This window comes from Vibrio sp. KMM 9700, assembly GCF_058545285.1.
In genome coordinates this window covers 646,102-672,814 of record NZ_CM178589.1, presented here as the reverse complement: position 1 = coordinate 672,814, position 26,713 = coordinate 646,102, and the positions used below count along the sequence as shown (strand labels likewise).

General features: G+C 42.4%; 28 protein-coding genes. 13 read left to right on the top strand and 15 right to left on the bottom strand.

Translation table 11 applies throughout. The features are described from left to right. Positions 1-55 precede the first annotated feature (55 nt). A complete protein-coding gene (gene rnhA / locus AC2VOY_RS03010; protein WP_491832164.1) occupies positions 56-520 on the bottom strand; it encodes a ribonuclease HI in 465 nt (154 codons plus the stop codon). Positions 521-616: 96 nt separating this feature from the next. Between rnhA and dnaQ the strand changes: the two genes are divergently transcribed. After that, positions 617-1,396: a DNA polymerase III subunit epsilon gene (dnaQ, locus tag AC2VOY_RS03005; RefSeq protein ID WP_491832163.1), complete on the top strand. Its 780-nt coding sequence runs from the start codon at positions 617-619 to the stop codon at positions 1,394-1,396. 85 nt (positions 1,397-1,481) lie between these two features. On the opposite strand, the gene fadE is transcribed toward dnaQ, so the two are convergent. Then, a complete protein-coding gene (gene fadE, locus AC2VOY_RS03000) occupies positions 1,482-3,941 on the bottom strand; it encodes an acyl-CoA dehydrogenase FadE (RefSeq protein WP_491832162.1) in 2,460 nt (819 codons plus the stop codon). A gap of 342 nt (positions 3,942-4,283) precedes the next feature. On the opposite strand from fadE, the gene lpcA reads away from it, so the two are divergent. Beyond that, a complete protein-coding gene (lpcA, locus tag AC2VOY_RS02995; protein ID WP_491832161.1) occupies positions 4,284-4,862 on the top strand; it encodes a D-sedoheptulose 7-phosphate isomerase in 579 nt (192 codons plus the stop codon). Between the two features lie 18 nt (positions 4,863-4,880). Beyond that, positions 4,881-5,738 (top strand): class II glutamine amidotransferase, encoded by an 858-nt coding sequence (locus tag AC2VOY_RS02990; RefSeq protein WP_491832160.1) that lies wholly within the window; start codon positions 4,881-4,883, stop codon positions 5,736-5,738. Positions 5,739-5,848: 110 nt separating this feature from the next. Here AC2VOY_RS02990 and purN read toward each other — a convergent pair whose 3' ends face one another. Beyond that, positions 5,849-6,490, bottom strand: coding sequence for a phosphoribosylglycinamide formyltransferase (gene purN / locus AC2VOY_RS02985; protein WP_491832159.1), 642 nt, complete (start codon positions 6,488-6,490; stop codon positions 5,849-5,851). Between the two features lie 24 nt (positions 6,491-6,514). Then, positions 6,515-7,558 carry a phosphoribosylformylglycinamidine cyclo-ligase gene (purM, locus tag AC2VOY_RS02980; RefSeq protein WP_491832158.1) on the bottom strand — a complete coding sequence of 348 codons (1,044 nt, stop codon included), beginning with the start codon at positions 7,556-7,558 and terminating at the stop codon, positions 6,515-6,517. A gap of 310 nt (positions 7,559-7,868) precedes the next feature. Between purM and upp the strand changes: the two genes are divergently transcribed. Further along, positions 7,869-8,495: a uracil phosphoribosyltransferase gene (upp, locus tag AC2VOY_RS02975; protein ID WP_491832157.1), complete on the top strand. Its 627-nt coding sequence runs from the start codon at positions 7,869-7,871 to the stop codon at positions 8,493-8,495. Between the two features lie 60 nt (positions 8,496-8,555). Beyond that, a complete protein-coding gene (locus AC2VOY_RS02970; protein ID WP_491832156.1) occupies positions 8,556-9,746 on the top strand; it encodes a DUF8605 domain-containing protein in 1,191 nt (396 codons plus the stop codon). Here the strand turns inward: AC2VOY_RS02970 and AC2VOY_RS02965 are convergent. From AC2VOY_RS02965 to bepA, 3 genes are read right to left on the bottom strand one after another with little or no spacing between them, the layout of a single operon-like run. Beyond that, positions 9,737-10,216 carry a DUF2069 domain-containing protein gene (locus AC2VOY_RS02965; RefSeq protein ID WP_491832155.1) on the bottom strand — a complete coding sequence of 160 codons (480 nt, stop codon included), beginning with the start codon at positions 10,214-10,216 and terminating at the stop codon, positions 9,737-9,739. The genes AC2VOY_RS02970 and AC2VOY_RS02965 overlap by 10 nt on opposite strands. A gap of 12 nt (positions 10,217-10,228) precedes the next feature. Continuing rightward, positions 10,229-10,579 carry an arsenate reductase (glutaredoxin) gene (gene arsC, locus AC2VOY_RS02960; protein WP_491832154.1) on the bottom strand — a complete coding sequence of 117 codons (351 nt, stop codon included), beginning with the start codon at positions 10,577-10,579 and terminating at the stop codon, positions 10,229-10,231. A gap of 60 nt (positions 10,580-10,639) precedes the next feature. Then, positions 10,640-12,112, bottom strand: a complete 1,473-nt coding sequence (gene bepA, locus AC2VOY_RS02955; protein WP_491832153.1) for a beta-barrel assembly-enhancing protease — start codon at positions 12,110-12,112, stop codon at positions 10,640-10,642. 133 nt (positions 12,113-12,245) lie between these two features. Here bepA and AC2VOY_RS02950 point away from each other — a divergent pair, with 133 nt between their 5' ends. After that, the gene (locus AC2VOY_RS02950) at positions 12,246-12,464 is read left to right on the top strand and encodes a sulfurtransferase TusA family protein (RefSeq protein ID WP_491832152.1); all 219 of its coding nucleotides are present in this window, start codon (positions 12,246-12,248) and stop codon (positions 12,462-12,464) included. A gap of 7 nt (positions 12,465-12,471) precedes the next feature. Then, positions 12,472-13,545 carry an AI-2E family transporter gene (locus AC2VOY_RS02945; RefSeq protein WP_491832151.1) on the top strand — a complete coding sequence of 358 codons (1,074 nt, stop codon included), beginning with the start codon at positions 12,472-12,474 and terminating at the stop codon, positions 13,543-13,545. Positions 13,546-13,630: 85 nt separating this feature from the next. Here AC2VOY_RS02945 and mmuM read toward each other — a convergent pair whose 3' ends face one another. From mmuM to AC2VOY_RS02930, 3 genes are read right to left on the bottom strand one after another with little or no spacing between them, the layout of a single operon-like run. Next, a complete protein-coding gene (mmuM, locus tag AC2VOY_RS02940; RefSeq protein WP_491832150.1) occupies positions 13,631-14,581 on the bottom strand; it encodes a homocysteine S-methyltransferase in 951 nt (316 codons plus the stop codon). 15 nt (positions 14,582-14,596) lie between these two features. Next, on the bottom strand, positions 14,597-15,751 hold the full coding sequence (locus AC2VOY_RS02935) for a M20 family metallopeptidase (protein ID WP_491832149.1): 1,155 nt from the start codon (positions 15,749-15,751) through the stop codon (positions 14,597-14,599). Then, on the bottom strand, positions 15,741-17,333 hold the full coding sequence (locus AC2VOY_RS02930) for a BCCT family transporter (RefSeq protein ID WP_491832148.1): 1,593 nt from the start codon (positions 17,331-17,333) through the stop codon (positions 15,741-15,743). Before AC2VOY_RS02930 ends, AC2VOY_RS02935 begins: the two co-directional genes overlap by 11 nt. A gap of 162 nt (positions 17,334-17,495) precedes the next feature. Here AC2VOY_RS02930 and AC2VOY_RS02925 point away from each other — a divergent pair, with 162 nt between their 5' ends. Beyond that, a complete protein-coding gene (locus tag AC2VOY_RS02925; protein ID WP_491832147.1) occupies positions 17,496-19,208 on the top strand; it encodes a protein adenylyltransferase SelO in 1,713 nt (570 codons plus the stop codon). Between the two features lie 61 nt (positions 19,209-19,269). Here the strand turns inward: AC2VOY_RS02925 and bcp are convergent, their stop codons facing one another. Beyond that, positions 19,270-19,737 carry a thioredoxin-dependent thiol peroxidase gene (gene bcp, locus AC2VOY_RS02920; RefSeq protein ID WP_491832146.1) on the bottom strand — a complete coding sequence of 156 codons (468 nt, stop codon included), beginning with the start codon at positions 19,735-19,737 and terminating at the stop codon, positions 19,270-19,272. 201 nt (positions 19,738-19,938) lie between these two features. Between bcp and dapA the strand changes: the two genes are divergently transcribed. Both dapA and bamC read left to right on the top strand, forming a co-directional pair. Further along, positions 19,939-20,820 carry a 4-hydroxy-tetrahydrodipicolinate synthase gene (gene dapA / locus AC2VOY_RS02915; protein ID WP_491832145.1) on the top strand — a complete coding sequence of 294 codons (882 nt, stop codon included), beginning with the start codon at positions 19,939-19,941 and terminating at the stop codon, positions 20,818-20,820. 60 nt (positions 20,821-20,880) lie between these two features. Then, a complete protein-coding gene (gene bamC / locus AC2VOY_RS02910; protein ID WP_491832144.1) occupies positions 20,881-21,912 on the top strand; it encodes an NlpB/DapX family lipoprotein in 1,032 nt (343 codons plus the stop codon). A 138-nt stretch (positions 21,913-22,050) separates the two neighbouring features. Here bamC and AC2VOY_RS02905 read toward each other — a convergent pair whose 3' ends face one another. The 4 genes from AC2VOY_RS02905 to AC2VOY_RS02890 form a co-directional block, all read right to left on the bottom strand. Continuing rightward, a complete protein-coding gene (locus AC2VOY_RS02905) occupies positions 22,051-22,281 on the bottom strand; it encodes a DUF2897 family protein (RefSeq protein ID WP_491832143.1) in 231 nt (76 codons plus the stop codon). A 21-nt stretch (positions 22,282-22,302) separates the two neighbouring features. Then, positions 22,303-23,004 carry a M15 family metallopeptidase gene (locus tag AC2VOY_RS02900; protein ID WP_491832142.1) on the bottom strand — a complete coding sequence of 234 codons (702 nt, stop codon included), beginning with the start codon at positions 23,002-23,004 and terminating at the stop codon, positions 22,303-22,305. Positions 23,005-23,018: 14 nt separating this feature from the next. Further along, positions 23,019-24,179 carry a succinyl-diaminopimelate desuccinylase gene (dapE, locus tag AC2VOY_RS02895; protein WP_491832141.1) on the bottom strand — a complete coding sequence of 387 codons (1,161 nt, stop codon included), beginning with the start codon at positions 24,177-24,179 and terminating at the stop codon, positions 23,019-23,021. A gap of 102 nt (positions 24,180-24,281) precedes the next feature. After that, positions 24,282-24,638 (bottom strand): Spx/MgsR family RNA polymerase-binding regulatory protein, encoded by a 357-nt coding sequence (locus tag AC2VOY_RS02890; protein ID WP_491832140.1) that lies wholly within the window; start codon positions 24,636-24,638, stop codon positions 24,282-24,284. A gap of 143 nt (positions 24,639-24,781) precedes the next feature. Between AC2VOY_RS02890 and AC2VOY_RS02885 the strand changes: the two genes are divergently transcribed. From AC2VOY_RS02885 to AC2VOY_RS02875, 3 genes are all read left to right on the top strand, one after another. Then, positions 24,782-25,129, top strand: a complete 348-nt coding sequence (locus tag AC2VOY_RS02885) for a DUF2956 domain-containing protein (protein ID WP_491832139.1) — start codon at positions 24,782-24,784, stop codon at positions 25,127-25,129. An 81-nt stretch (positions 25,130-25,210) separates the two neighbouring features. Then, positions 25,211-25,672 (top strand): DUF2919 domain-containing protein, encoded by a 462-nt coding sequence (locus tag AC2VOY_RS02880; RefSeq protein WP_491832138.1) that lies wholly within the window; start codon positions 25,211-25,213, stop codon positions 25,670-25,672. A 100-nt stretch (positions 25,673-25,772) separates the two neighbouring features. After that, positions 25,773-26,675, top strand: coding sequence for a Dyp-type peroxidase (locus AC2VOY_RS02875; RefSeq protein WP_491832137.1), 903 nt, complete (start codon positions 25,773-25,775; stop codon positions 26,673-26,675). Positions 26,676-26,713: the final 38 nt, after the last annotated feature.

Sequence of the window (26,713 nt, the reverse complement as noted above, 5' to 3'; positions counted from 1 at the left end):
TTTAACATTTAAAGTTATGCTAAAGCTGGCTATGCAAACTCAACTTTGGATCGGATTATTCTGGTTTATAACCCACATCTTCTTGTTTCGGATCGCGCGCAGCCGTGTTGGCAAGTTCATCACAGATTTCATTTTCTCTGTGCCCAGCATGGCCTTTTACCCAATGCCAGTTCACTGTATGTCGCTGACACTCTTGGTCTAAGGCTTTCCAAAGATCGACATTTTTTACCGGTTTCTTTGCACTTGTTTGCCAGTTTCGTTTTTTCCAGTTATGGATCCACTGGGTGATCCCTTGGCGCACATATTGGCTATCTGTCGTTAGATCGACAATACAGGGTTGATTGAGGCTTTGCAGCGCTACGATTGTTGCCATCATTTCCATGCGGTTATTGGTTGTTAAGTGATAGCCTTCAGACAAATATTTTTCTTTATCTTTATAACGTAATACGATCCCATAACCGCCAGGACCTGGGTTGCCCAAGCAGGAGCCGTCGGTAAAAATTTCAACCTGTTTTGTCATCTTTGATTCACTATGTATTTTGAATATGATCGATAGTATAATTACAATTGTAATTACGCGATATACTTGCTTTCATGCTAAGAGTTTGACACAAATATGATAAATAATCCTAATGACATTTTACCATCTGATCTTTCGAGTTTACCAGAGGTAGGCCGAGTTGTGGTACTCGATACCGAAACCACAGGTATGAACCGTGAAGGTGGGCCGGTTTATTTAAATCATAGAATCATTGAAATTGGCGCAGTAGAAATTGTCAATCGCAAACTCACTGGCAAGCACTTTCATGTGTATTTAAAGCCAGATCGCGCCAGCCAACCGGATGCGATTGAAGTTCACGGGATTACCGATGAATTTTTGCAAGACAAGCCAAGCTATCAAGAAGTGCATCAAGAGTTTGTTGATTTTATTCAAGGGGCAGAGCTTGTTGCGCACAATGCGCCCTTTGATACCAGCTTTATGGATTATGAGTTTGAGCGCGCAGGCTTTAACTTAAAAACCGCTGATTTATGCAAGGTGACAGATACCTTAGCCATGGCGAAGAAAATCTTCCCGGGTAAGCGTAATAACCTTGATATTCTGTGTGATCGCTACGGTATAGATAATTCACACCGTACGCTCCACGGCGCTTTGCTCGATGCTGAAATCTTAGCCGATGTGTATTTGCTGATGACAGGTGGGCAAACTGCGCTTGCCTTTAACAGTGAAAGCAGCTCAGATGATACCGGTGAGAATATTATGCAGGCCTCAAGTGGCTTAAATTTACGCGTGATCAAAGCCACTCAAGATGAGTTGGCAGCTCATGAAGAGCGTTTGGATTTGTTTGCCAAGAAGGGCGCTTGTTTATGGCGCAGCGAAGAAGTTGAATCCCATTAGTTTTAAAGACAACTAAATTTTTAAATACAAATAGACAAAAGGCGGTTTGGATTGCTCCAGACCGCCTTTATTCTACATATCAATTTTATGCTACTTGGCTAATGCTTGCTTCTTCTGCGCAAGGTTTTTCTTTTGCCGCTAATGCATCCGGCTCAAAATCATCCACATTGATACTTTCTAAGCGGTGCATCTCTGCATCTCTTAGTAATTGCGCACCTGCTTCATCAATCACACCTTTCGCGAGTGCTTCATCGGCAAACTTATCCAGCATGGTAAATGGACGACGAATGCCGAGCGCTTTACAGGCTTCTATATAAATAGGCTCAGCTTGTAGGATCACGCTTAATGCTAGCTCTAAGCGACCCGCAGGGTTGTGTGCACTTGGCTCAAGGTATTGATTACGCGCCAGACGCGAGCGAGTGGCACTTGGGGTTTGCAAAATTTGCGCCACCTGATGATCTAGCTTATCACTTGGACGACGACGCGTGCGTCCGCGGGGCAAGATAATCCAACGCAGTGGCGTAGAAAGCGCAGGAATTGGGAAGTTGCACAAAAAGTCTGAAATCGCTTCTTCAGTTTGGTACAAGGCATCCCTCACGCTCCAATGCACAAGTGGTAAATCTTCTTCATTTGCACCCTCAAACTCAAAGCGTTTAAGCGCAGCAGTGGCTAAATAAAGCTGACTTAAAATATCCCCAAGTCGTCCAGAGAGGCGCTCTTTACGTTTTAGCTCGCCACCAAGCGCTGCCATCGACATATCAGACAAGAATGCCAAGTTTGCACTGTAGCGGTTAATTTTTTGATAATAAGGTTTAAGCTCAGGGTGCACATTCGGCACATTAGAACCTTTACCATCGACTAAACCAAGCCAGAAACTGCGCACCTTGTTACTCATCACAAAGCCGATATGACCCATTAATGCTTTATCAAACTTAGCTAATGCGTCACTTTTATTTGAATGTGCGGCTTGCATTTCAGTCAGGATATACGGATGGCAACGAATGGCGCCTTGCCCATAAATAATCAGTGAACGAGTGAGAATATTTGCCCCTTCGACTGTCACGGCAATCGGCGCGCCTTGATAGCCTCTAGCTAAGAAATTAGCAGGGCCCATCATGATCCCTTTACCGCCAACAATATCCATCGCATCGATAATGTTGCGCTGACCTCGATGAGTACAATGGTATTTGACAATCGCTGAAATGACAGACGGTTTTTCGCCTAAATCTATCCCGGTTACGGTTAGTTCACTGGCAGCGTCCATCGCATAGGTATTGCCGCCAATGCGCGCTAAGGCTTCTTCAATGCCTTCCATATGACCAATTGGCTGCTTAAATTGGCGGCGAATACGTGCATAAGCACCGGTTGCAAGGGCAGCGGTTTTACTGCCGCCTGTGGAGTTAGAAGGTAAGGTGATGCCGCGCCCGACAGATAAACATTCAACCAGCATGCGCCAACCTTGGCCAGCCATTTCTACGCCACCAATAATAAAATCAAGGGGCACAAAAATATCTTTGCCGCGAGTTGGACCATTTTGGAATGGAATATTTAAAGGGAAGTGACGACGACCAATTTCAACGCCTTCTAAATTTGTTGGGATCAAGGCGCAGGTAATGCCGATGTCTTTTTTATCACCGATTAAGCCATCGGGATCTTGAAGTTTAAACGCAAGCCCAAGCACGGTTGCAACGGGCGCAAGGGTAATATAGCGTTTGTTCCACGTCAGGCGCATGCCAAGAACTTCTTTGCCTTCCCAAATGCCCTTGGTCACAATTCCAACATCAGGAATTGCGCCGGCATCAGAGCCAGCTTCTGGGCTTGTTAGTGCAAAGCATGGAATTTCATCACCATTGGCAAGGCGAGGCAGGTAATGATCTTGTTGATCTTTGGTGCCATATCGTTGCAATAGCTCGCCCGGACCTAGTGAGTTTGGCACGCCAACAGTGGATGACAGCACTGCAGACACGCCGGTTAATTTTTGCAGCACAATAGATTGGGCATAGGCGGAGAATTCTAAGCCACCATATTTTTTCTTGATGATCATGGCAAAGAATTTATGCTCTTTTAAGAAATCCCAAATCGGTTGAGGGAGATCCGCAAGCTCATGGGTGATTTCAAAGTCATTGGTCATTTTGCATAGCTCTTCAACCGGACCATTGATAAAGTCTTGTTCCTCTTGAGAGAGTTTCGCAACTTGAATTTTCTCAAATTCTTTCCAGTTTGGACGGCCTTTAAAAAGTTCTGCTTCCCACCAAACTGTGCCGGCTTCAATCGCTTCTTTTTCTGTTTGCGACATTTCAGGTAAGACCTTGGCAAAGGCTTTAAATGCAGATTTAGTAAAGAGGGCTTGGCGAATGGGTGCATAGCCAATAATCAGCGCAAGCACTAAATAACCAATAAATACGCCAAATGGGAAAGTTCCAGCGCCAATTTGAATTAAAAGGGCAAAGCCAACCAAGCTTAAGCTGATGCTTAAAGAAAATTTGTGGTATGCGCAAATACTGATAAGTATGAGTAGCGCAATCAGACTAAGAAATATAGCCATAGGTTGTTCCTTCTTGTATGGACATTTTGTCCTTGTTGTAGGGAGGAGGAATTGAGTGTTGTGCGATGAGCCAGTACAGCAGTTTTTATATTTACTTATAAATCTGGTCATACCACTTGTTCTATTAGCCTAGAACTAATTTCACCAGTATGTAATAAAGAAAATAAATAAACGTGATCTTGGCTGCATAAAAAAAATACACGGATAGTTTTGTTTTTAAACAGTTAGCTAGCTTTCTATTCAGCGTATAAATGCGAAAGTCGTTGCATAGATTTGTTATCTTGAAGTACGCCGGTGAACTGGGTACACTCAAAGATATTTATTTAATAAAGAGAATCTCTCATGTATCAAGATTTGATCCGCGGTGAACTCACTGAAGCCGCAACTGTGCTCGACAAATTCTTACAAGATGACGCTAACCTAGAAGCGATTGAAGCGGCAGCAAAAATGATCTCAGATTCATTCAAAGCCTCAGGTAAAGTGCTTTCTTGTGGTAATGGCGGTTCTCATTGTGATGCAATGCATTTTGCTGAAGAGTTGACTGGGCGTTACCGTGAAGATAGACCAGGTTTCCCAGGTATTGCGATTTCGGATCCAAGCCACTTGTCTTGCGTCAGTAATGATTTTGGTTATGACTATGTATTTTCACGTTATGTTGAAGCTGTAGGCCAACGTGGTGATGTATTATTTGGTTTATCGACGTCTGGTAACTCAGGTAATATTTTAAAAGCGATTGAAGCGGCAAAAGCTAAAGGCATGAAAACAATCGCTTTAACAGGTAAAGATGGTGGTAAAATGGCGGGTGTAGCGGATATCGAAATTCGTGTACCACATTTTGGATATGCTGATCGCATCCAAGAAATCCACATTAAAGTCATTCACATCATCATTCAATTAATTGAAAAATACATGCAAGAATAAGTTTTATGGAGGAGCCCCATGTGTGAATTACTTGGCATGAGTGCCAATGTGCCAACAGATATTTGTTTTAGTTTTACTGGGCTGATTCAACGTGGCGGCAAAACTGGACCACATCGTGATGGTTGGGGGATCACCTTCTATGAAGGAAAGGGCTGCCGAATGTTTAAAGATCCGGCGCCGAGCTATCAATCTAAAATTGCCCAGCTAGTGCAAAGCTATCCGATTAAAAGCTGCGCTGTGATCAGTCATATTCGTCAAGCCAATCGCGGTGGCGTGAGTCTTGAAAATACCCATCCGTTTACCCGTGAGCTTTGGGGTCACAATATTACTTTTGCTCACAATGGGCAATTGCGTGATTATGAAAACTTACCTGTCGGGCGTCATCGACCAATTGGTGATACAGACAGCGAACGCACATTTTGTTGGCTCTTAAATAAGCTTGATCAAGAATATCCTGAGCGTCCGGCTTGTGAGCAGCAATTGTTTGAGTTTATTGCCAAATGTTGCGATGAGCTAAAAGAGCTAGGGGTTTTTAATATGCTGCTTAGCGATGGTGAGTTTGTGATGGCTTATTGCACCAATCATTTAAACTGGATCACGCGTCGCGCACCTTTTGGTGAAGCTTCATTAATTGATGAAGAAATGACGATTAACTTTCAGCATGAAACTACGCCAGATGATGTGGTTTCTGTGATTGCCACTTCGCCGTTAACCAATAATGAAGCTTGGCATAAAATGAAGCCAGGGGAGTATTGTGTCTTTCGCTTAGGTGAACTAATTTTTGAAAACTCAGCTTCCTTGGTTGCGGTGGATTATGCGCCGCCGCGACAAGCGAATGCGGATGATCACGATGGTTATGTGCCAAACGCATCCTAAAGCATAGCTTTAATTTTTAGCGAAATTTATTAGCCATATAAAAAAAGTACCCAAGTCATAACAACAAGGGTACTTTTTTATTTATAACCGCTTTCTATTTGAGTTAGCTCTTACTCATCAAACGCATGGCCGTGGGCTGGAAGCTTCTCGCCATCAAGCCAAGCTGCGCCATCTTTCATCGCTAAACGATCTGAGACAAACCATTGCGCGACAAGTGGGTAGATACTGTGCTCTTGAGTTAAGACGCGTGATGCCAAGGTTTGCGCATCATCATCTTCAAACACTGGTACTTTCGCTTGTAAAATAACAGGCCCGCCATCAAGCTCTTCGGTCACAAAGTGAACACTAGTGCCATGTTCACTATCACCTGCGTCAATCGCGCGCTGGTGCGTATTTAGACCTGTGTATTTTGGCAGTAATGAAGGGTGAATATTCAATAGCTTACCTTGATAACGCTGCACAAAGCTTGGCGTTAAAATACGCATAAAGCCTGCCAGAATAATTAAATCTGCTTGATAGGTATCAATCACTTCAATCAGCGCTGCATCAAAATCTTCACGGCTATAAGCCTTTGAGTCGACAAAGCTTGTTGGAATCTTGTGCTTTTTCGCACGTTCAAGTCCATAGGCATCGGCTTTGTTAGAAATCACGCCGCAGATCTTTGCATCCAGCTTGCCTTGCTCGCTTGCATCAATCAAGCTTTGCAGGTTAGAGCCGCTACCAGAGATCAGTACTAAGATTTTTTTTGTCATTGATTATTACTCAAATTTTAAGGCTTAAGCTAAGATCTCAACTTGCTCATCAGCATCACCAGCCGCTTGGATTTCACCTAATACCCATGCGTTTTCACCCGCTTGGTTTAGGAAATCAACCGCAGCTTGCGCTTGATCTTTTGGCAATGCAACCACAAGACCCACACCACAGTTAAAGGTGCGATACATTTCGTGAGTTTCGACATTACCAGCTTGTTGTAGCCAGTTGAATACTTCAGGCCACTGCCAGCTGTTGCCATCAACGACAGCTTTTGTATTTGCAGGTAACACGCGTGGGATATTTTCCCAGAAGCCGCCACCAGTAATATGGCTGATAGCGTGGATATCGAACTTCTCGATGCAAGGTAGCATAGATTTGATGTAGATTTTTGTTGGTTCAAGCAAGTGCTCGCCAAGTGTTTTCTCACCTAGAGGCTGGCTTAAATCAGCGTTTGATACTTCTAGAATTTTACGGATCAATGAATAACCGTTTGAGTGTGGACCACTTGAACCTACTGCTATCAGTGCATCGCCTGGCGCAACTTTTGAACCGTCAATCACTTCTTCTTTTTCAACAACGCCAACACAAAAGCCCGCTACGTCGTAATCTTCACCTTCATACATGCCTGGCATTTCAGCGGTTTCACCACCGATAAGGGCGCAACCTGCTTGCACGCAACCTTCACCAATGCCAGCCACAACATCTGCTGCGGTATCGACATCAAGCTTGCCGGTTGCATAGTAATCAAGGAAGAAAAGTGGCTCAGCGCCTTGAACGATTAAATCATTCACACACATTGCAACCAAGTCAATCCCGATGGTGTCGTGTTTTTTCATATCCAGTGCAAGGCGAAGTTTTGTGCCAACACCATCTGTCCCTGAAACAAGCAAAGGCTGCTTGTATTTGGTTGGTAATTCACATAGTGCGCCAAATCCACCAAGACCACCCATAACTTCAGGGCGATGCGTGCGTTTGACCACACCTTTAATACGATCAACTAAAGCGTTACCTGCATCAATGTCGACACCTGCATCTTTATAGCTAAGGGATGTGTTATTACCACTCACGAGAAGATCCTTATTAATTATCAAAAAAGAGAAGATTGAATCACGCGCTGATTGATAGGCTAAATCGCCTGAATTCTAATCAATTTCAGCTGCTGTAATATTTTCTGCGGCTATTCTAACAGGCAAAAAACAAAAAAGGAAAACGTTTGCGTAAGTTTTTTATCTGTTTGATTAAGTTTTTTACAGCCAAAGCTTGGATTTTTGTTTTATTTTGCGGCGGATTTTGATTTCAATGGGATTTATATGTGTTTTATTGGAAACGTTTGCGTATAATTAAGCGGATTTAATATTTAATAGCATGGAGTTAGAAATGAAAGTTGTCGAAGTTAAACACCCATTAGTCAAACATAAATTAGGCTTAATGCGCGAAGGCGATATCAGTACAAAACGTTTTCGTGAACTTGCAACTGAAGTAGGCAGTCTCTTAACTTATGAAGCAACAGCTGATTTCGAAACTGAAAAAGTAGAAATTGACGGTTGGAACGGTAAAGTTGAAATCGACCAACTAAAAGGTAAGAAAATGACAGTTGTGCCGATTCTGCGTGCTGGTCTTGGCATGATGGATGGTGTACTCGAGCATATGCCAAGTGCGCGTATTTCTGTGGTTGGTATTTACCGAGATGAAGAAACCCTTGAACCTGTCCCTTATTTCAACAAGCTTGCTGGTCAAATGGAAGATCGCATTGCAATGGTGGTTGATCCAATGCTTGCCACAGGCGGCTCGATGATAGCAACGATTGACCTTTTAAAAGAAAAAGGTTGTCAGCAAATTAAAGTATTAGTACTTGTGGCTGCGCCAGAAGGGATTGAAGCATTAGAAAAAGCTCACCCTGATGTGGAACTTTATACAGCTGCGATTGACGAAAAGTTAAATGATAAAGGTTATATCGTACCGGGTCTTGGTGATGCGGGTGATAAGATCTTTGGTACAGTGTAAGTTTTATCGCTTTAAGATTTAACTTTCAGGTCTATCACAAATAACTAGGAAAAATAGCTTATGCGAGGTTCTTCCCTTCTTTTGTCTGTGCTTGCGTTAAGTGTTTCACTGGCAACAAGTTCAACTGTTTTCGCTAAAACTAAAGTTGATATTTATGAAGCGAGTGTTCCGATTGCCGCTGATGCAGGGCAAGATGAGCAAAATCAAGCGCTTGAGCAAGGCTTTATTGAAGTTTTACAAAAAGCAACAGGGCAACAAGATTTGCCTAAATCGAGTGCGATAGAATCTGCAAAGAAAGATATTGAAAGCGTTTTGCAACGTTATCGCGTTGAAGGCGAAGGGGAAGATGCCGTCATGCAAGCCAGCTTTTTGCCTGAGCGTATTGACTCCATTATTCAATCATCCAATCTAAGTCTTTGGCCGGCTGAACGTAAAAGCATTCTTGTGTGGCTAGTGGATGAGAATGAATCCGATCCGGATGCGCAAATTGCTTGGGAACAATCTGGACTTGAAGTCTTGACTCAACTGACAGATGCAGCGCAAAAAGTCGGTGTGCCTGTTTTCTTCCCTGTGGGTGATATTGAAGATGTGACCAATATAAGCAGCTCTGATGTAGAAGGAAACTTTACCTCACGTCTAGCTAGTGCAAGTAGCCGCTACCCTGCGGATGCTATTTTAGCAGTGATCAAAAAATCAACTGACTCTGGCCAAGAAGTGCAGTGGCGCTTTTATGATCAAAGCCCTGAAAGCTTATCACGTAAAGCAGGCACTCCTGAGCAAGGAAGTCTGACAGAGCAAGACGCTGACGTTGCATTTGAAAAAATGATGCGTCAATTAAGCAGTCATTTTGTCGCCAATTCTGCGGACAAGAAAAAAGATGCGCCAGTTGTGGATGAGTTTGTTGCAAACTTCAACGGTATCACTAAAGCACGTGATTTAATTGATATGCAAAACCGTTTGAAGAACTTTGCAAGCGTAGGTAATGTGCAAATTTCAGGGATCAAAGGGCGTAGTGCAAGTTTGAATATTCAATTGATTGCACCAAAATCTCAATTTGATCAAGAAATTATTCAAAGCCGTTACTTTATGCCAAGCTCAGAGCCTGTTGCTGCTGATTCGACTGCTACAAGCGGTGGAGAGGATCAAGTTCTTGGCGCGGATTTAGCGAATAATGAAGCACAAGTGATGCAAGCTCAACAAGCGGCAAGTACGCCAAGTGTAGATACCAATTGGTATCAGTATCAGCCTTGATACTTAGCCCGTTCTGCTTTTTCGATTTGAGATAACTTAGCTAAGCCAGATCCTTGTGATTTGGCTTTTTTTCTGCCATAAAAACAGCAAAAGATGAAACTTAAGCTTGTAAGAATGAACTCGATAAGAGCATAAATGTTAAGTTGGATTGTTTTCACCAAAAGTAAGTCACTAAAGATTAAAGTAACGCTGTGAAGAAAATAGATAAGTAAGATAAAGCAGGCCCAGACATGAGTGTAGGCTTTGGCTTGGATGATGCCTTTTAATGGTAAAAGCAGTGGCATCACCCAAGCAAAGAGGAGCCAAGCTTGAGTTGACGGGATGGCGCCATCTTGGATTTCAAAAAAGCCATGCCAAATCACCACCCATAAGATTAAACACAAATAGCTAATCAGTGCAGCCCATCTGAGTTTTTTCAGAGTCTTATCTGGTTTATTTAGGGGATCTGGCATCGGCTTTTTGGATGGCATATCAACTCACTTTTATAAAATCTCTAAGACTTGCTCCGGTGGACGGCCAATACGCGCTTTACCATTGGCAACCACAACAGGGCGCTCCATTAACTTCGGATGCGAGACCATAGCTTCAAAACGTGCTTCGTCTGTGGCGTCTTGTGCATTTAAACCGAGTTCTTTATATTCCGCTTCTTTGGTGCGCATCATATCAGAAACTTGACTCAATCCGAGTTGCGCATATAAGTCTTTTAAGCCTTGTAAATCCAGTGGCGTTTCAAGATATTTCACCACTTGTGGCGTGATGCCTTGAGATTCAAGAAGCTCCAAAGTTTGACGGCTCTTCGAACATCTTGGATTGTGGTAAATTGTGACAGTCATAGTGGATTCCTTTTTACCCTGTGTTGGTTTTTATCGATTATCTAACGGTAGCGATTGGATCTAGTTTAACCCATCTAATGCGGCAAACATTTCACGTTGATACTGAAGCTGATCAATTCGTGCGTCATAACGCGCTTGCTCTAAACTACCATATTTAGCCATACTACTTGCCTGTGAGTAAGAATCAATTGCTTTGTTCCAGTTCGCATTGAGGGCAAACACTTCTGCACGTGCCGCCAGCTCTTCCATACGGTTACCAGATTTACCATTAGCTTTAGATAAAAGCTGCCAGCCTGTTGGATCGCCTGGGTTTCTATGTGTGTAGCGCTGTAAAATGCGAATGGCTGATTTAGGTTGGTTGGCTTCAATATATACATTCGCAAGGTTGATGTTGAGCGCTGCATTATTTGCATCAGCTTTTAGACCATTTTGTAGCGCACTGATTGCTTGATCATATTTTTTCTGACCAATATAGAGATCAGCTAACGCATCCAAGTAAAATGCATTATTCGGGCTTGCTGCAACTAACGGCTGCAATAGCTTTTGTGCTTCGCTAAATTTACGATCATCAATCGCTATCAGAGCATTACCATAATTTGCGGCTTGCTTTTTGACTGGGTTTGAATCTTTTGCGATGCGATTTAAAACGCCTTCAGCTGAGGCGCTTTGATAGCCAGAATAGCGAGCGATAACGCGGGCTTTGGCCAGCCAAAAATCTAATGAAATTGGGCGCGTTACATTTGGGTAGCGCCTTGCTCGTTCACGTGAATCTGTCACCCTCGATTGTGGCAAGGGGTGAGTTAAGAGCATTGGTGGTGGCGTGCTGGCATAGCGATACTGATCAGATAAATGAGTGAAAAAGTCAGGCATAGCACGAGGATTAAAGCCTGCATTAGCTAAAGTTTCAATGCCAAAGCGATCCGCTTCTTCTTCGTTTGAACGTGTATAGTTGATACCTGCTTGAAGGTTACCAGCAGTTGAAGCATTCAGCGCTGCAATCCCTGCTTCAGGGGATGCAATCGCAAGTAATAAGGAGCCAACCATCGCTGCAATTGCATAAGGGGAGCGACGCGCATCACTTTCCATACGGCGCGCTAAATGGCGTTGGGTCACGTGGGCAATTTCGTGAGCAAGCACTGAAGCAAGTTCACTTTCGCTTTCGGCATGTAAAAATAGACCCGTATTGGCTACCACATGACCACCAAAAAAGGCAAAGGCGTTAATCTGTGGGTTGCGCACTAAGAAGAAATAGAAAGGTGTGCGCACATCCCGTGCATTGGAAACAAGTAGGTGCCCAAGATCGCTAATATAAGTATTCATCACAGGATCGCCCAAAATAGGCATCTTAGTGCGTAAAATACGCATATAGGCATCACCGTATTGCTTTTCTTGAGCAATTGAGAGTGTTGCGGCTGCGGCTGTTCCTATGTCAGGGAGATTCAAATCATCAGCGCGCGCGACACTTGATCCTAATAAAGCAAGGCTTAAAGCCAAGTGTGCTGCTATCCTTGTTAACTTATGGTTTTGCTTCATAAAAATACGTGTATCCAATAAAGAGTCAAAAAAATGTGATTCTCTTAATGCCTTGTCAATTCAATGTATCTTGTGGCGGCATTTAGGTATATCATAATTCCGTTCATTTGAGGTTAAATCAAAAGAGAGTCGGATGAAAGTGCTTGATCTAACAAATGAGAGATGCCCAATGGCGCTACTCTTAGCGAAACGCCAAGCGGCCTCAATGAAATTGGGCGACGCGCTTCGAATTGATTCAAATGATCAAGCATCGTGTATTGATATACAGAATTATCTGATTCGACAAGATTTCTGCGTAAAGATTTCACAACGCGATAAAAATTATCAAATATTTGTTTTAAAAGAGGAATAAAGTTTAAATGTTCGACATGATAAAGAATTGGTATTTCCGCCGATTCTCCGATCCCCATGCAGTTAGTCTTGTTGCGATTTTGCTTGCAGGATTTATGGTTATTTTCTTCTTCGGGCATTTAATCGCACCGCTTTTAGTCGCTATTGTTTTAGCTTATCTACTGGAATGGCCAGTGGTCAAGCTGATGAATTTAGGTATGCCTAGATTTTGGAGTGTATGCATTGTTGTCGGCGCATTTATTGGCTTGTTAATGATTGGCTTTTTCTTCATTGTGCCAAATTTATGGACGCAAATAGTCGGTTTTATTGCTGATGTGCCGAAAATGTATAGCGCCAGTTTAAAATATTTAAATACGCTGCCTGCGCGTTACCCTGAAATTGCCGATATGCAGCTTTTTGAAGCAATCGTTAATAATACGCGTGACAAAGTGTTGGGGATAGGCGAGAACTTAGTCAAAGGTTCAATGGCCTCTTTGCTGAGTTTGGCTACGCTTGCCGTGTATTTGATTTTAGTGCCGCTACTGGTGTTTTTCTTACTCAAAGATAAATCCCAAATGCTCGGGATGCTTGGGCGTATCATGCCAAGAAACCGCCGTTTAGCAGACCGAGTTTGGCTTGAAATGCATGATCAAATCTCGAACTATATTCGCGGTAAGGTACTTGAAATTATCATTGTTGGCGTCTCAAGTTACATCGTCTTTGCGCTACTTGATTTACGTTACTCGATTCTGCTCGCTATTGGCGTCGGTTTTTCTGTCTTGATCCCATATATTGGAGCGGCAGCGATTACTGTACCTGTGTTGTTAGTTGGTTTATTCCAATGGGGACTCGAGCCACATTTTTATTGGCTCGCTTTGGCTTATTTTATTATTCAAGCAATTGATGGCAATGTGTTGGTGCCAATCTTGTTCTCAGAAGCAGTGAACTTACACCCTGTGGCTATCATAGTGGCAGTGCTAGTATTTGGCGGCTTGTGGGGATTTTGGGGTGTCTTTTTTGCGATTCCGTTAGCGACATTGGTCAAAGCTGTATTTAATGCCTTCAATAGCCAAGAGATAGGAATTGAGTCGAGTTCATCTTAATTTTTATACTCACTAATGAAGCAACAATAGATTAAAGCCCACTTCAAGCTAAGGTTAGACCGAGTATTGAAGTGGGCTTTGTTATTTATGCTTTATCGATAAATATCTGCTTAATCTCTTGTGGCGTGGTGCCGCAACAACCACCGACGATTTTCACGCCTGCATTTACCCATTGGCGGACATAATCTTGATAGCTAATATTTGCAGAGCTTGATGCTTGCGTATCATGGCTACACCAAGTTTTGGTATCGGGATCATAGGTATTCCCCAAGTTGGCATAAACCACAATAGGCTTTTGTGTTTTTGATTGTATCGCTTGAACCAAGCCTTGGATATATTTCGGCGCCGTGCAGTTCACACCAATCGCGGCCACACAGGCAAAAGCTTCTAAAGCTTCAACACACTCAGCAATGGCTTGACCGTTACTAATCTGAGATTCATTTCTAGCGCTGAAACTTATCCAGCATTGAGCGCCTAACTCTTGCACTATTTGCGCTATGACCAAGGCTTCTTCTAATAATGGAATGGTTTCCACGGCAATCAAATCCAATCCTTGCGCCCATAAAATTTCAATTCTTGGTTTATGAAACTCATATAATGCTTGTTTGGAAAGCGTATAATCCCCTCGATACTCAGAGCCATCGGCTAAAAAGGCGCCATAAGGACCAATCGATGCTGCTGCAATCGGATATAAGCGCTGTGCTGCTTTCCCTTCGGTTTGCCACCACTCCTCTCTAGCATCAAGTAAAAGTTGGGCAGAGGTTTTGATTAAATCTATGGCTTGAGCTTGGCTATAGCCTTGTTTCATATAGCCTTCAATGGTCGCTTGATAACTCACTGTTACGCCAAAATCAGCTCCGGCTTGAAAGTAATCTTTGTGCAGCTGCTTGATGTATTCAGGGTTATCTTTTAATACTTTAGCTGTCCATAAAGCATCGTTTAAATCACAGCCCATAGACTCTAGGTGAGTACCAGCTGCGCCATCTGTGATGAGTAATTTATTTTGCTTAAAAATGCTGACAACATCTTGTCTCATGATCTTTCCTTGAATTTATTTACAAAATCTTTGAATGATTTGCTGATAGCTATGCATAACTTGGTAAACTTGATTTAAATCCACATATTCATCTTGCGTATGTGCCAGCTTAGTATCGCCCGGGCCAAAATAAATTGTTGGCGTATCATAGCGACTAATATAAGCGCCTTCGCCCCAAGCCGTCCAAAAAACAATCTCACTTTGCTGTTGCATTGCTTTGTCTACTGTCTCAACTAATTCCTTGAAATAAGGCGTTTTTTGATCGGTTAGTAGGGCACTCCAATCCCCTTCAAGGTTTATCGTCGCGCGAAAGTTAGGATCATTTTGCTCACAGGTTTTAATCGCTGTTTTGATTTCTTCAAGGCCAGTCGTCACATCTTGGTGCGGTAGATACCGCTTATCGATACGTACTTTTGCATAATCAGGCACCACATTAGGATCTGTGCCGCCTTCAATACATCCGACACTAATTGTTTCTTTGCCAAATTTAGGATCTTCTAAGTATAAGTTTGTGTTACGACGTAGCACTTGTATAAAATCTGCCGCCATATAAATCGCATTTTGACCTAAGTGTGGCAAGCTAGAGTGCGCCGAGAGTCCATGAAACTCAACATTAATCCATGACTGGCCTTTATGAGCATTACAAATCTGTCCATTGGTTGGTTCTGGGATCAGGGCAAAGTCATGTTTTTCTAGAATATTGTTCTCAAGCAAGTGTTTTATGCTAGCGCCTGTGGTTTCCTCATCTGTGGTAAATACTAAGGTTAAGTCGGCTTGCCTGTCAGAATCTTGGGCTGCATCAAGAAAAGCCGTTAGGATACATGCGCAGCCGCTTTTCATATCAACACTTCCCCGTCCATATATAAGTGAGCCGGTTTGCTTTGGAGTAAATTGACTCTCATCCGCGTCCACAACGTCAAGGTGGCCTTCAAGCAGTAACTTAAATGGCTTATGTTTGCCTTGCGTTGCTTTTAATTTAGCAATTAGGCAAGGCTCGATATCCGTATTCACGATTATCTCAGCATCGGTTTTTTCACGTAAGATAGTTTCGACATACTGAATGATTTTACGCTTACCTTCGGGTAGATAAGAGTTAATCGCCATCATGGCTAAAGTATATTGGGTTACGTCCATTTGCTTCGGCGTGAGCGCTTGATGTTTAAACGTCATTGCTTAACTCCCACTTATGCTGCTTGCTTTTATCGATAGATTTGAGAAGCTCGCCGCTATCAATGTCCGCGTTTAAGGCTTTGAAAAATGATGTAAACAAAACGCCAAGGGCTAAAAGCACAGGCAGCGCTGAAATGGTTATCATAGATTGAATGGTGGCGAGAACATTCAAACCTTCTACGGCGTTTTCAAGCAGCAAAATACCAAGTGGGATCACTAAGAATAAAAGTGACCAAAAAACTTTATATTTTGCATTCGGCTCTTCATTCCCCTTTAGACCAATTGAAGTATAAATACTTAAAGATGTGCCGTTCGCAGTTGCTGTGGTCGCAAGGTTAAAGAAGATTAAGATCACAAATACGGCAATACAAATCGGAGCAAGTGGCAGCGTGTTTAATACTTCTAAAGTCACGCCACTGCTACCAAGGTTTGAAATTTCAGAAGAAAGCGGAATGTCGTGTAAAAGCTCTTGAGACATGCCATAACTTCCTAAAATGCCAAAGCTAATCCAACATGCAGCAGTGCCCCAAACACAGTTAGCGATGGCTATTTCCTTAAAGGTTCGGCCATAAGATGTACGCGCAATCCAAATCCCACAAATAAAGGTTAGCGCAACATACCAAGCCCAATAAAAGATAGTCCAGCCTTGAATAAAGCCTGTTTGTCTGACGGAGTCTGAGTTAAAGCTCATGCGTACAAACTCGTTGATTGTGGTGCCAATCGACATTGTGAGGTTGTTTAAGATAAACCCTGTATCGCCAGCAAAAAGGACAAAAGCAAAAAATGCAATCGACAGGCGTACATTAAATGTGCTGATGATCCCCATGCCTTTGGCGATCGTTTTTGAGGTTGAAAGCATGAAAAATGCGCCAAAAACGCAAATCACGCCAATTTTAAAACCAAATGTATCTTCAATGCCTAAAAGGTGGCTAGAAAGTTTGGCGATAACAGGCACACCAATCCCAACCGTGGTCATGATCGCCATAAAGTAACCAAAAACTATGATGGCATCAATAATCAGACGCAAGCTGCGATAAAACAGGCTATCGCCACCGATCACATTGCTACATAAGGCTGATACTCTTAAATCTGTGTTTTTCTTATTCCAATACAAATAGCCGAGCGCCATACCTGGTAGAAGATAGAAACCCCAAGCAGAAAACCCCCAATGGAACATGCCATAAGAAATAGCGTGCTCATAAGCTTCACTTGAACCCGCTTCAATGCCAAAAGGTGTCGTATTGATGTAATACATCCACTCACAAAGGCCAAAAATCAAAATGCCGGCAGCAAGTGCTGAACATAGGTTCATCGAAATCCAAGTAAAAGTCGTGTAATGAGGTTTTGCCTGTTGGCCACCTAAGCGAATATCACCGTATTTACTAAAAATAGTCACCAAAGCACCTAAGGTTGAAAGTATGCCTAGGAGCAAGAAAAACCAAGCTAAATCAGTCGTAATAAAGTCATACACAGATGAAATGAGAGCAATAATGGTGTCGGGGATAAATATAATTGGCAGGATCACTGCGCTTAGGATAATAAAAGCACTTAATATTAGGGCTTTATTGGCATTTTGAAACATAGTTCCCTCTAGATATACGTTTATATGTTTTTACGTTTAGACGTCTAGATGTATCAAATGGCAATGAGTTTTGCAAGCTAAGTTTTCAATCTAGTTAAATCAAGCTAGGATGTGACTATATCAAGATAAAAGTACCGTTGGATTGCTGACAAGGAGCTCGCAATGACCCAAAAAATAAATATCTTTAATCTTAAAGATCTCGCTCAAACGGCCGACTATTCATTGCTCGAGGCTTTAAATGCTGATCCCGATGCAACCTCTGATGGCAACGACTTTTCAGCGCGCCAAGTGTTTTCTGGGCACTACGTGCCAGTGCGTCCGACACCGATTTCAGATCCGTTTTATGTTAGTCATAGCCAAACTTTTTTTAACCAATTAGGTCTGGATGACACCATTGCACACACTGAGGATTTTAAGGCTTTCTTCTCTGGTGATCTCAGCAAGGCCCCAGAGCCGCTTAAAAAATATGGTTGGGCAACTGGGTACGCTTTATCTATTTTTGGCACTGAATATATCGCGCAATGCCCATTTCAAACTGGTAATGGTTATGGCGATGGAAGGGCGATGTCTGTGTTTGAAGGTGTACTCCAAAATAAGCGTTGGGAAATGCAATTAAAAGGGGGCGGCCCAACACCTTATTGCCGTGGAGCAGATGGTCGAGCGGTGTTGCGCTCAAGTGTGCGTGAGTTTTTAGCTCAAGAATACATGCATGCACTTGGCGTTAAAACCAGCCGATCACTATGTTTATTTGTCTCGCAATCTGAAACTGTAGACCGACCTTGGTATAGCGAACACGCATTTGGACAAAATCCAGATCGCATGGTTTCTAATCCTGTTGCAATCACCACCCGAGTTGCGTCATCCTTTTTGCGAGTCGGTCAGTTGGAGCTTTTTGCGCGCAGAGCAAGGGTGCAAGCTGATTCTCCAGCGCAGCAAAATAGCCCTGAAATGCGAGAGCTGAAAATGCTGGTGAAGCACATTATTGAAAGAGAATATAAAGATGAGATAGACCCAAGCTTAGCCTTTTCAAAGCAGCTTATCAGTTTGGCAAAAAGCTTTAGAGAGCGGCTGACCGATTTAATCACCAATTGGATGCGTGTGGGGTATTGCCAAGGCAATTTTAATAGTGATAATTGCGCAATTGGCGGCTTTACTTTAGATTATGGGCCATTTGGTTTTTGTGAGTATTTCGACCCGTATTTTCAGCCATGGACGGGTGGTGGGCAACATTTTGCCTTTTTCAATCAAAGCATTGCAGCGCAAAAAAACTTTGAGAGCTTTTGCTCGGGGTTAAAGCCATTGCTATCACAAGGCTCAGAAGATTGCGATCCAAGTGGTTTGGATGCGCTGAATGAGCTCATCGATGGTTTTGATGTCTTGATCAAAGATAAGCTGAGCCAAATGTGGGCAGATAAACTTGGACTTGAAACTCTTGATAAGCCTTTATTTGATAGTTTGCTTGCGCTGATGATGCGCACTCATCTTGATTACACGATTTTCTTTCGAGAGTTATCACATATCCCGCAAGATGTTAGTGAACTGAGTCAATGCTTTTATGCTGAGCCTAATCAAGAGCTTGCACAATCCTGGGATGAATGGCTGAAAGCATGGCGTAATAAACTTAGCCCTGAGTTGGATAAAGTTGCAACACAAATGAAATTGGTTAATCCCAAATATACTTGGCGTGAGTGGTTAATTGTGCCCGCATATCAAAATGCTGAGCAAGGGGATTTTAGTCTAATTGAAGAGCTGAAACAGGTTCTGGCTAACCCTTATGCTGAGCAATCAAAAGAAGTGGAAGCTAAATATTATCAATTAAGACCGATTGAATATTTCGACAAAGGTGGAGTTTCGCACTATTCCTGCTCGTCATAATTTTTCTTTATAAGCTAGATGCTGCTGCGGGTTGGCTGCATCTAGCTTTACTGGATAAAACTTATTTGTTGTTTAAGTAGTCCAACACCACTTGATGGTGATCTTTGGTTTTAAACTTATTAAATACATGCTCAATCATGCCATTTCCATCAATTAAAAAGCTAATTCGATGCAAGCCGTCATAAACTTTACCCATAAATTTCTTTTCGCCCCAAACGCCAAACTTTTCAGCAGCTTGATGATCTTCATCAGAGAGAAGCGTAAAGTTTAGTTGATCGCGTTCAATAAACTTTGGTAAGCGTTTAACTGGATCAATACTCACGCCTAAAACGACAACATTATGTGCATCGAGCTCAGCTTTGATGTCGCGAAGACCTTGCGCTTGAGTCGTACATCCTGGGGTCATGGCTTTTGGATAAAAGTAGAATAAAACTTTTTGACCTTTAAATTGGCTTAAAGTAACAGGGGTGCCGTCTTGATCCAATAAGGTGACATCAGGTGCTTGTGTGCCTGCGCTAAGCGTATTCATAAAAACTCCTTTTGAGTGAATTTATCGATAAAAAGCTAGTTTAAGCTTAAAAAGCTAGCTTATTTGTAAAAAGATAGTTTATTGACAAAAATCAGTATAAAATTGACTTTCTCATTGGCTTTGGTCTTGCATTCGCTTACTAATCTCGCCAAGATAACACAATTAAGTTGCGCGCCCCAAAATAATTAAAGGAGAGCATTGATGTTTTCAGGAAGTATTGTTGCGTTAATTACGCCGTTAAACTCAGATGGTAATGTTGACTACCCAAGTTTAGAAAAATTAGTGAATTATCATGTTGAGTCGAAGACGGATGCGATTGTTGCGATGGGAACAACCGGCGAGTCTGCAACCTTAACTGTTGCTGAGCACGTCGAAGTGGTGCGTAAAACTGTTGAATTTGCGGCTGGGCGTATTCCTGTGATTGCAGGAACAGGTGCGAACGCGACACATGAAGCGATTGAATTTAGCCGTGCATTAAATGATTCTGGCGTTGTTGCTTTCTTAAGTGTTACCCCTTACTACAACAAACCAACTCAGTTTGGTATGTATCGCCATTTCGAAGAAGTTGCGAAAGCCAGCGAAGTGCCAGTTATTTTATATAATGTGCCTGGACGTACCGGTGTTGATTTACTTCCAGAAACTGTTGCTAAGCTCGCAAAACTCGACAATATCATTGGCATCAAAGAAGCGACAGGTGATTTATCTCGCGTGACACAATTAACTGAACTTTGTGGCAAAGATTTTATCTTACTAAGCGGTGATGATATGACTGGCCTTGAGTTTGTGAAATTAGGTGGTCACGGTGTTATCTCTGTTACAAACAATGTTGCAGCAGCGCAAATGTCAGAAATCTTTAGACTTGCAAGCGCTTGTGAGTATGACCAAGCTAGCCAAATCAATCAGACCTTAATGGGTTTGCATAAAGATTTATTTATTGAAGCCAGCCCAATCCCAGTAAAATGGGTCGCAAAAGAAATCGGTTTAATTGATGATGCAACCGTCCGTTTGCCATTAACGCCACTTAGCGAAGAAGCGATCCCCGCTGTGACCAAAGCGATGCAAGATGCAGGGCTGCAAGCTTAATCCTTTTCGTATTGAAAGGTAGATAAGCTTTATTATTATGTTTTAGGAGCTAATTTTTACATGAAATTTTCTCGTCAGTTGGCGATCGGATCTTTAACTATACTCGCATTAAGTGCGTGTAGCTCAGATCCTACATCTCGTCGCCAAGCGAAAGATGAATTTGGATATACCAATGCAACCTTGACCCAAGGTTGGGAAGTGCTTCCGACAGCGCGTCGTCAGTATTATCGTCAGTTCCAAATCCCAGAAGGGGAGTTTGGTGGTGCAATTGGTGAGGCGGTTGATATTCGCCCACCTCAGCAAATTCTTGAGCTGATCCCTGGTGCGCGTTATACCATTGTTGATACTGGTGTGGTGCTATGGCCAAGTTCTGCGCAGGAAACGGCAAACATCTGGCAAAGCATCCAAACCATGATCGACAAGCGTGGCATTAGCTTGCGCGCTCAAGATGACGTGCATTATGAAACCGATTGGGTTGATTTAACGGCAGAAGATGAGCCGCATCCAATTGCGAGCCGTTATTCTATCGAAAAAGTTCGCCAAGGCAGCCGTTTAGGTATCTTAGTAAGCTTAATTGAATTTAGAGATGATGGTGAAGTGCAAGAGCTAACACCTGAGCTCGTTGACCGTTATTCACGTAATATGGTCAACTATGTGACTTCTCAATATGATAATCAATTGCGTGAAGCGCAGCGTCAGCAAGCTGAGCAGTCGATTTCAAATGTTCAGGTAGCGATGGCAACAGACAGAAGCGGTCTACCTATTTTGGTTGCTCGTGCGCCATATAGCATTATGTGGACGAAACTTGAGCGTGCATTGCCGCAACTTGGTTTCAAAATTGGCGACCGTAATGAATCTCAAGGTCAGATTTCTACCACTTATCGCCGTCAAAGCGATGAGTTCTATGAAGACTTGTTTGTTGAACCTGTGACGTTGTCTAATCAAGCTTACACAGTCTTACTTGGTGATTTGAATAACCGTACTTCAATTAACTTGACTGATAGCGATGGCAAGCCTGTTGAGCAATCAGAGCTTGAGTCACTGATGCCAGCGCTAGAAGCTGTATTATCTAATTCAGATACATCACTTTAAGTCGTTAATGAAAATCTAAGCCTTTAATTTAAAGGCAATAAAAAACCTGTCAGTTAAGCTAAAATGGCTTTAACCGGCAGGTTTTTTTATGTTTATTTGCTCACAACGTTAATATTAGCTGTCAGTTTTTTGAATCAACTACTTGTCTTTTGACTCAGTTTCTTTTGCATGCGTCGTTTGGTTTTCTGAATTCTTTGGGTCTTCTTTTTCACGATAGATTTCTAAAAGCTTATCTAAATCACTTTTATCTTTTTTGCGTTGTCCTGGCAATAAGTTGGACTTGCCTAGGTACTTTAAGGTTGCCAAGTTACCGAGCACAAATATCACAATGATCAGGCTAATTGCCCACGGTTCTAATAACCAATCCATTTTATTCCCTTTATCGCTTCATCAAATGCTTGTGGGTGGGGTGATATTTATAATAAATCTTTGATAAATATCTTCTATATAGTTTAGCGCAATATCAGATCCTGAAAATGGATGCTGCTTCCAAGTTTGAGCGAGTAATCCTGGGGTGACAATGCGTTGCAACCTACTTGCGGTTTGCACGTGGCTAATATGCCAAGGCTCGACAGCTACGCCACCGCGATCACTCGCATAAGGCAAGAAAAAGCCAAACTTTGGCATAGCTTGATGCAGCCAAGCGGCAAATTCTTTTTGATGCCCAGTTTGATATTCCCACGGCTCAAGCTGCAAGTTAACACCTTCAGGCAAGCAATTAGCTGCATATACATCTAAGTCAGTGCCAAAATGATGGCGACTGGCACCGGGCAGGGCTGACCAGCGCAAAATCGCATATAACTTTTCTTTATCTGATAAAGTACTTGGATCAAGCACCTGGCTATCGGAGTCTAAAATAGCGCGTTTGCCTTCAAATTTGGCTGCAAAAATACCGGCTTGACGGTGATAATCACGAAAGCTACTTGCAATACTCAAATCAAACCCTGCATCTTTTGCTGCGCTTACGAGCTGTCCAAAGTCTTGCGCAATGGCTTGATTTAAAAGAAAGCTTTTTGCCCGTACTTGGACTGAGCACAAGTGTTGCTCGGTCAACCCAAGCCCTATATCTGTCAAGTTTTCTGATTTTTGCATGCCAAATCCTTTGCTTAACCTTGATTGGTTAGCGCATAGTTTAACGTCTTTTGATACATATCGGTCAGCTTTTCAAGATCGCTAATCTTGACGCACTCATTCACTTTGTGGATGGTGGCATTGACAGGACCCAACTCTGCAACTTGAGCGCCCATTTGCGCAATAAAACGACCATCAGATGTCCCGCCAGTGGTTAATAGCTCTGGTTTCGTATGATTAACATCTTCAACCGCTTTACACATAGATTCAATCAAGGTGCCTTTGTCGGTTAAAAATGGATGGCCACTTAAAGTCCATTTTAAGTCGTAATCTAAACCGTGCGCATCTAAAACAGAGTGCACGCGGCGCTTGATTTCTACATCGGTGAGTTCAGTGCTAAATCTAAAGTTAAATTGCACATGAAACTCACCAGGGATCACATTCGATGCACCTGTGCCTGATTGCAAGTTAGGAATTTGAAAACTTGTTGGCGGGAAGTATTCATTGCCATTATCCCAAGTGGTTGCAGCCAGTTCAGCTAATGCAGGTAAAGCTTGGTGAACAGGGTTATTGGCAAGATGTGGGTAAGCAACATGACCTTGAGTGCCTTTCACGGTGAGATCACCCGTGATTGAGCCGCGGCGACCATTTTTAATTACATCCCCAACTTGGTTGGTGCTTGATGGCTCACCAACGATACACATATCAATTTTTTCACCACGTGCCATGAGCGTATCAACGACGCGGGTTGTACCATTAATAAACGGGCCTTCTTCATCGGATGTAATTAAAAAGGCGATGCTGCCTAAGTGATCCGGATGCTCAGCAATAAAGCGCTCAACCGCGACCACCATAGCAGCCAATGATCCTTTCATATCGGCTGCGCCACGAGCATGTAGATAACCGTCGATAATTGTTGGTTCAAATGGCGGTGTATGCCAATTCTCTAAATTACCAGCTGGCACCACATCAGTATGGCCGGCAAACGCAAAGAGCGGAGCGTTTTTGCCACGGCGAGCCCAAAAGTTAGTCGTGTCATCAAAGACCATGATTTCGATTTCAAAACCAAGCGCTTTTAAACGCTCCAGCATGACTTCTTGGCATCCTGCATCGCGAGGGGTGACAGATGCGCGACTTAATAAATCCTGCGCGAGAGCTAAAACTGGGCTAGTTGATGCGTGTGAAGTGCTTGACATCCTTGTTCCTTAATAGTGTGTTTGCTTTATTAAATGGCGCTATGTTCTTGATATGTTCGAAACCGCAGCCATTTTTGATTGTTTTAACTTAAATAACTTTATTTAATCGCAAAGTGCTTGATATTGCGCTTCATTAAATCCAACCAAAGAAATTGGATCTGAGATTAAAATTGGGCGTTTAATCATTGAATTGTGTTGAAGAAGAAGGTTTTTAGCGACCTCAAGGCTTGCGTCGTCAGCTAAGGCTTGCTTATCTTCATCACTTAGTTGTCTGTAAGTTGTGCTGCGTTTATTTAAAACTTCAGCACCAAAAGTGTCGAAAAAGCTTTGCACAAGCTCAGCTGATGGTGGCTGCTTTTTATAATCAATAAATTCATAAGCAATTGAATGTGAATCTAAAAACTTCTTTGCTTTTTTCACTGTGTCACAGTTGTTGATACCGTATAGCTGAATACTCATAAAGGTTCCTTTTTTACTCTTATGCGATTAATCCTAACAAAGCGTGTTAAAATTCAAAGTATTTTTTGGTAAATAGAGCAAAATATCTTATGTCGATTTGGTATAATTGGTTTTATTATTAAAAGATTAAGATGGCTCGCCTGATGAATAAAGTAAAAACTTCACCCGAGACACAAGCTGCTGCGATGAAAGTAGCGCGTGCGACGCAAAAGCCCGGCCAAACCAAGGAGCAAACGAAGCTGATTGCCCAAGGCATTGAGCATGGTATTGAGTTGTATAAAAAACAGCAAAAAGCCAAGGCACGCGAAGCCGATAAGCAAAAAAAGCGTGAGCAAAGAGCGCAGCAGCAAGCGCAACAAAACGCTGCAACAAATAATGCTGCGCAGCCAGACCTCGCGCAAGCTAAAACAAACCGTTCAGCGCCACTGGCGTGGGGGCTATTAGTGCTCAGCTGGGTTGGTTTTGGCGCTTACATCTTTTTAAGCAAATAGATTTTAAATAAGGCGTATATTAAGAAGCGCTTGATGAATGTGTTTTTCAAGTCAATATAACTTTGATTTAAAGAGATCTGAATGAAGTACGATTTTGAAGATTACGATAAAAGTGGTTATCTTAAACCGCCTATTTGGCTTATTTTAGGTTGGGTTTTATTAGCACGAGCTTGGCTTGTGTTTGTGGCTTCTTGTGCCTCAAGAGATGCAGGCGTGAAAATTTTAGAAACCCTTTATCCTGCAACGCGTGAGTTGTATCTTGGTATGGCCTTAGGTTTACCGAGTATTATCTTTTTATGGCTTGTTTTTATGCGCTCACCAGAGCGGCCTTGGATTGATAAAATCATAGTTTGGGCAAAAGGAGTGAGCCTTGCGATGGCAGTCGTGCAATTGGGGTTATTAATTGTGCATTTAAAGCAAAGCTTTTGGGGCTTTTCTTGGTTGAATGCAATAACTTTAGTATGCTTATCTTGGTTAATTTTATACTTGGTAAGATCAAAGCGGGTAAGCGATAGTATCAAGCACAATGCTCAACTTGTTTGAGAAATTAAAAGAATAGTTAAACTCATTGTGGCGATATTTTATATATGGTGTATCAGTGGGTCAAAGTTTATATAAATCAATGAGTAAAAGGGAAGTAAATATGACTCAACCTCAAATTGCAATTGTTCCTGAGGCAAATAACTTTGCTAAGTTTGCTGTGTTTAAGGTTCATCAAAATCATGCGCAAGTTCTGGAAAAACTTCAAGCTTTGCCAGCTATGATCGATGAACTAAACCAAGAGCAACAAGGTGCCCAGTTAACATTAGCAATTAGTTTCAGCCATGATTTTTGGTCTCGTTTAAACCAAAACATGCCACCAGAATTAGAAACTTTCACACCGCTTGGAAAAGGCAATGTGACAGCGCCTGCAACAGATGCAGATGTGATGCTACACATGCATTCAGCACGCCCTGATCTACACTTTTATATTCTACGTAGCTTTATGAATCAGGTTCGTGAAGATGTCACTATGCTTGATGAGTCGGATGCATTCCGCTATTTAGATTCGCGTGATATGACTGGTTTTGAAGATGGTACAGAAAACCCTAAAGGTGATGAAAGAGCGCAAGTTGCTTTGATTCAAGAAGGTGAGTTTGCTGGCGGTAGCTATATGATGTGGCAACGTTACGTGCATAAACTCGCTGCTTGGGAGCGTCTATCCATTGCCCAGCAAGAAAAAGTAATTGGGCGTACAAAACCTGATTCAGTAGAGCTAGACAATGTGCCACCTAAATCGCATGTTGGCCGTGTCGATCTAAAAGAAGATGGCAAAGGGCTGAAGATTGTTCGTCATAGCTTGCCATATGGCCAAGTCAGCGGTGAGCATGGTTTGGTATTTATTGCTTATTGTAATCGCTTGTATAACTTCAAAACAATGCTTGAAAGCATGTATGGGCATAGGGACCAACATCAAGATATCATGCTAAACTTTACCGATGCGGTAACAGGTGCTTATTTCTTTACGCCTTCGCAAGAGATGCTAGCAAGTTTGAAAGTAAGTTAATCATTGCATAATGTGATAATAGGGCGATGGGATCGAAT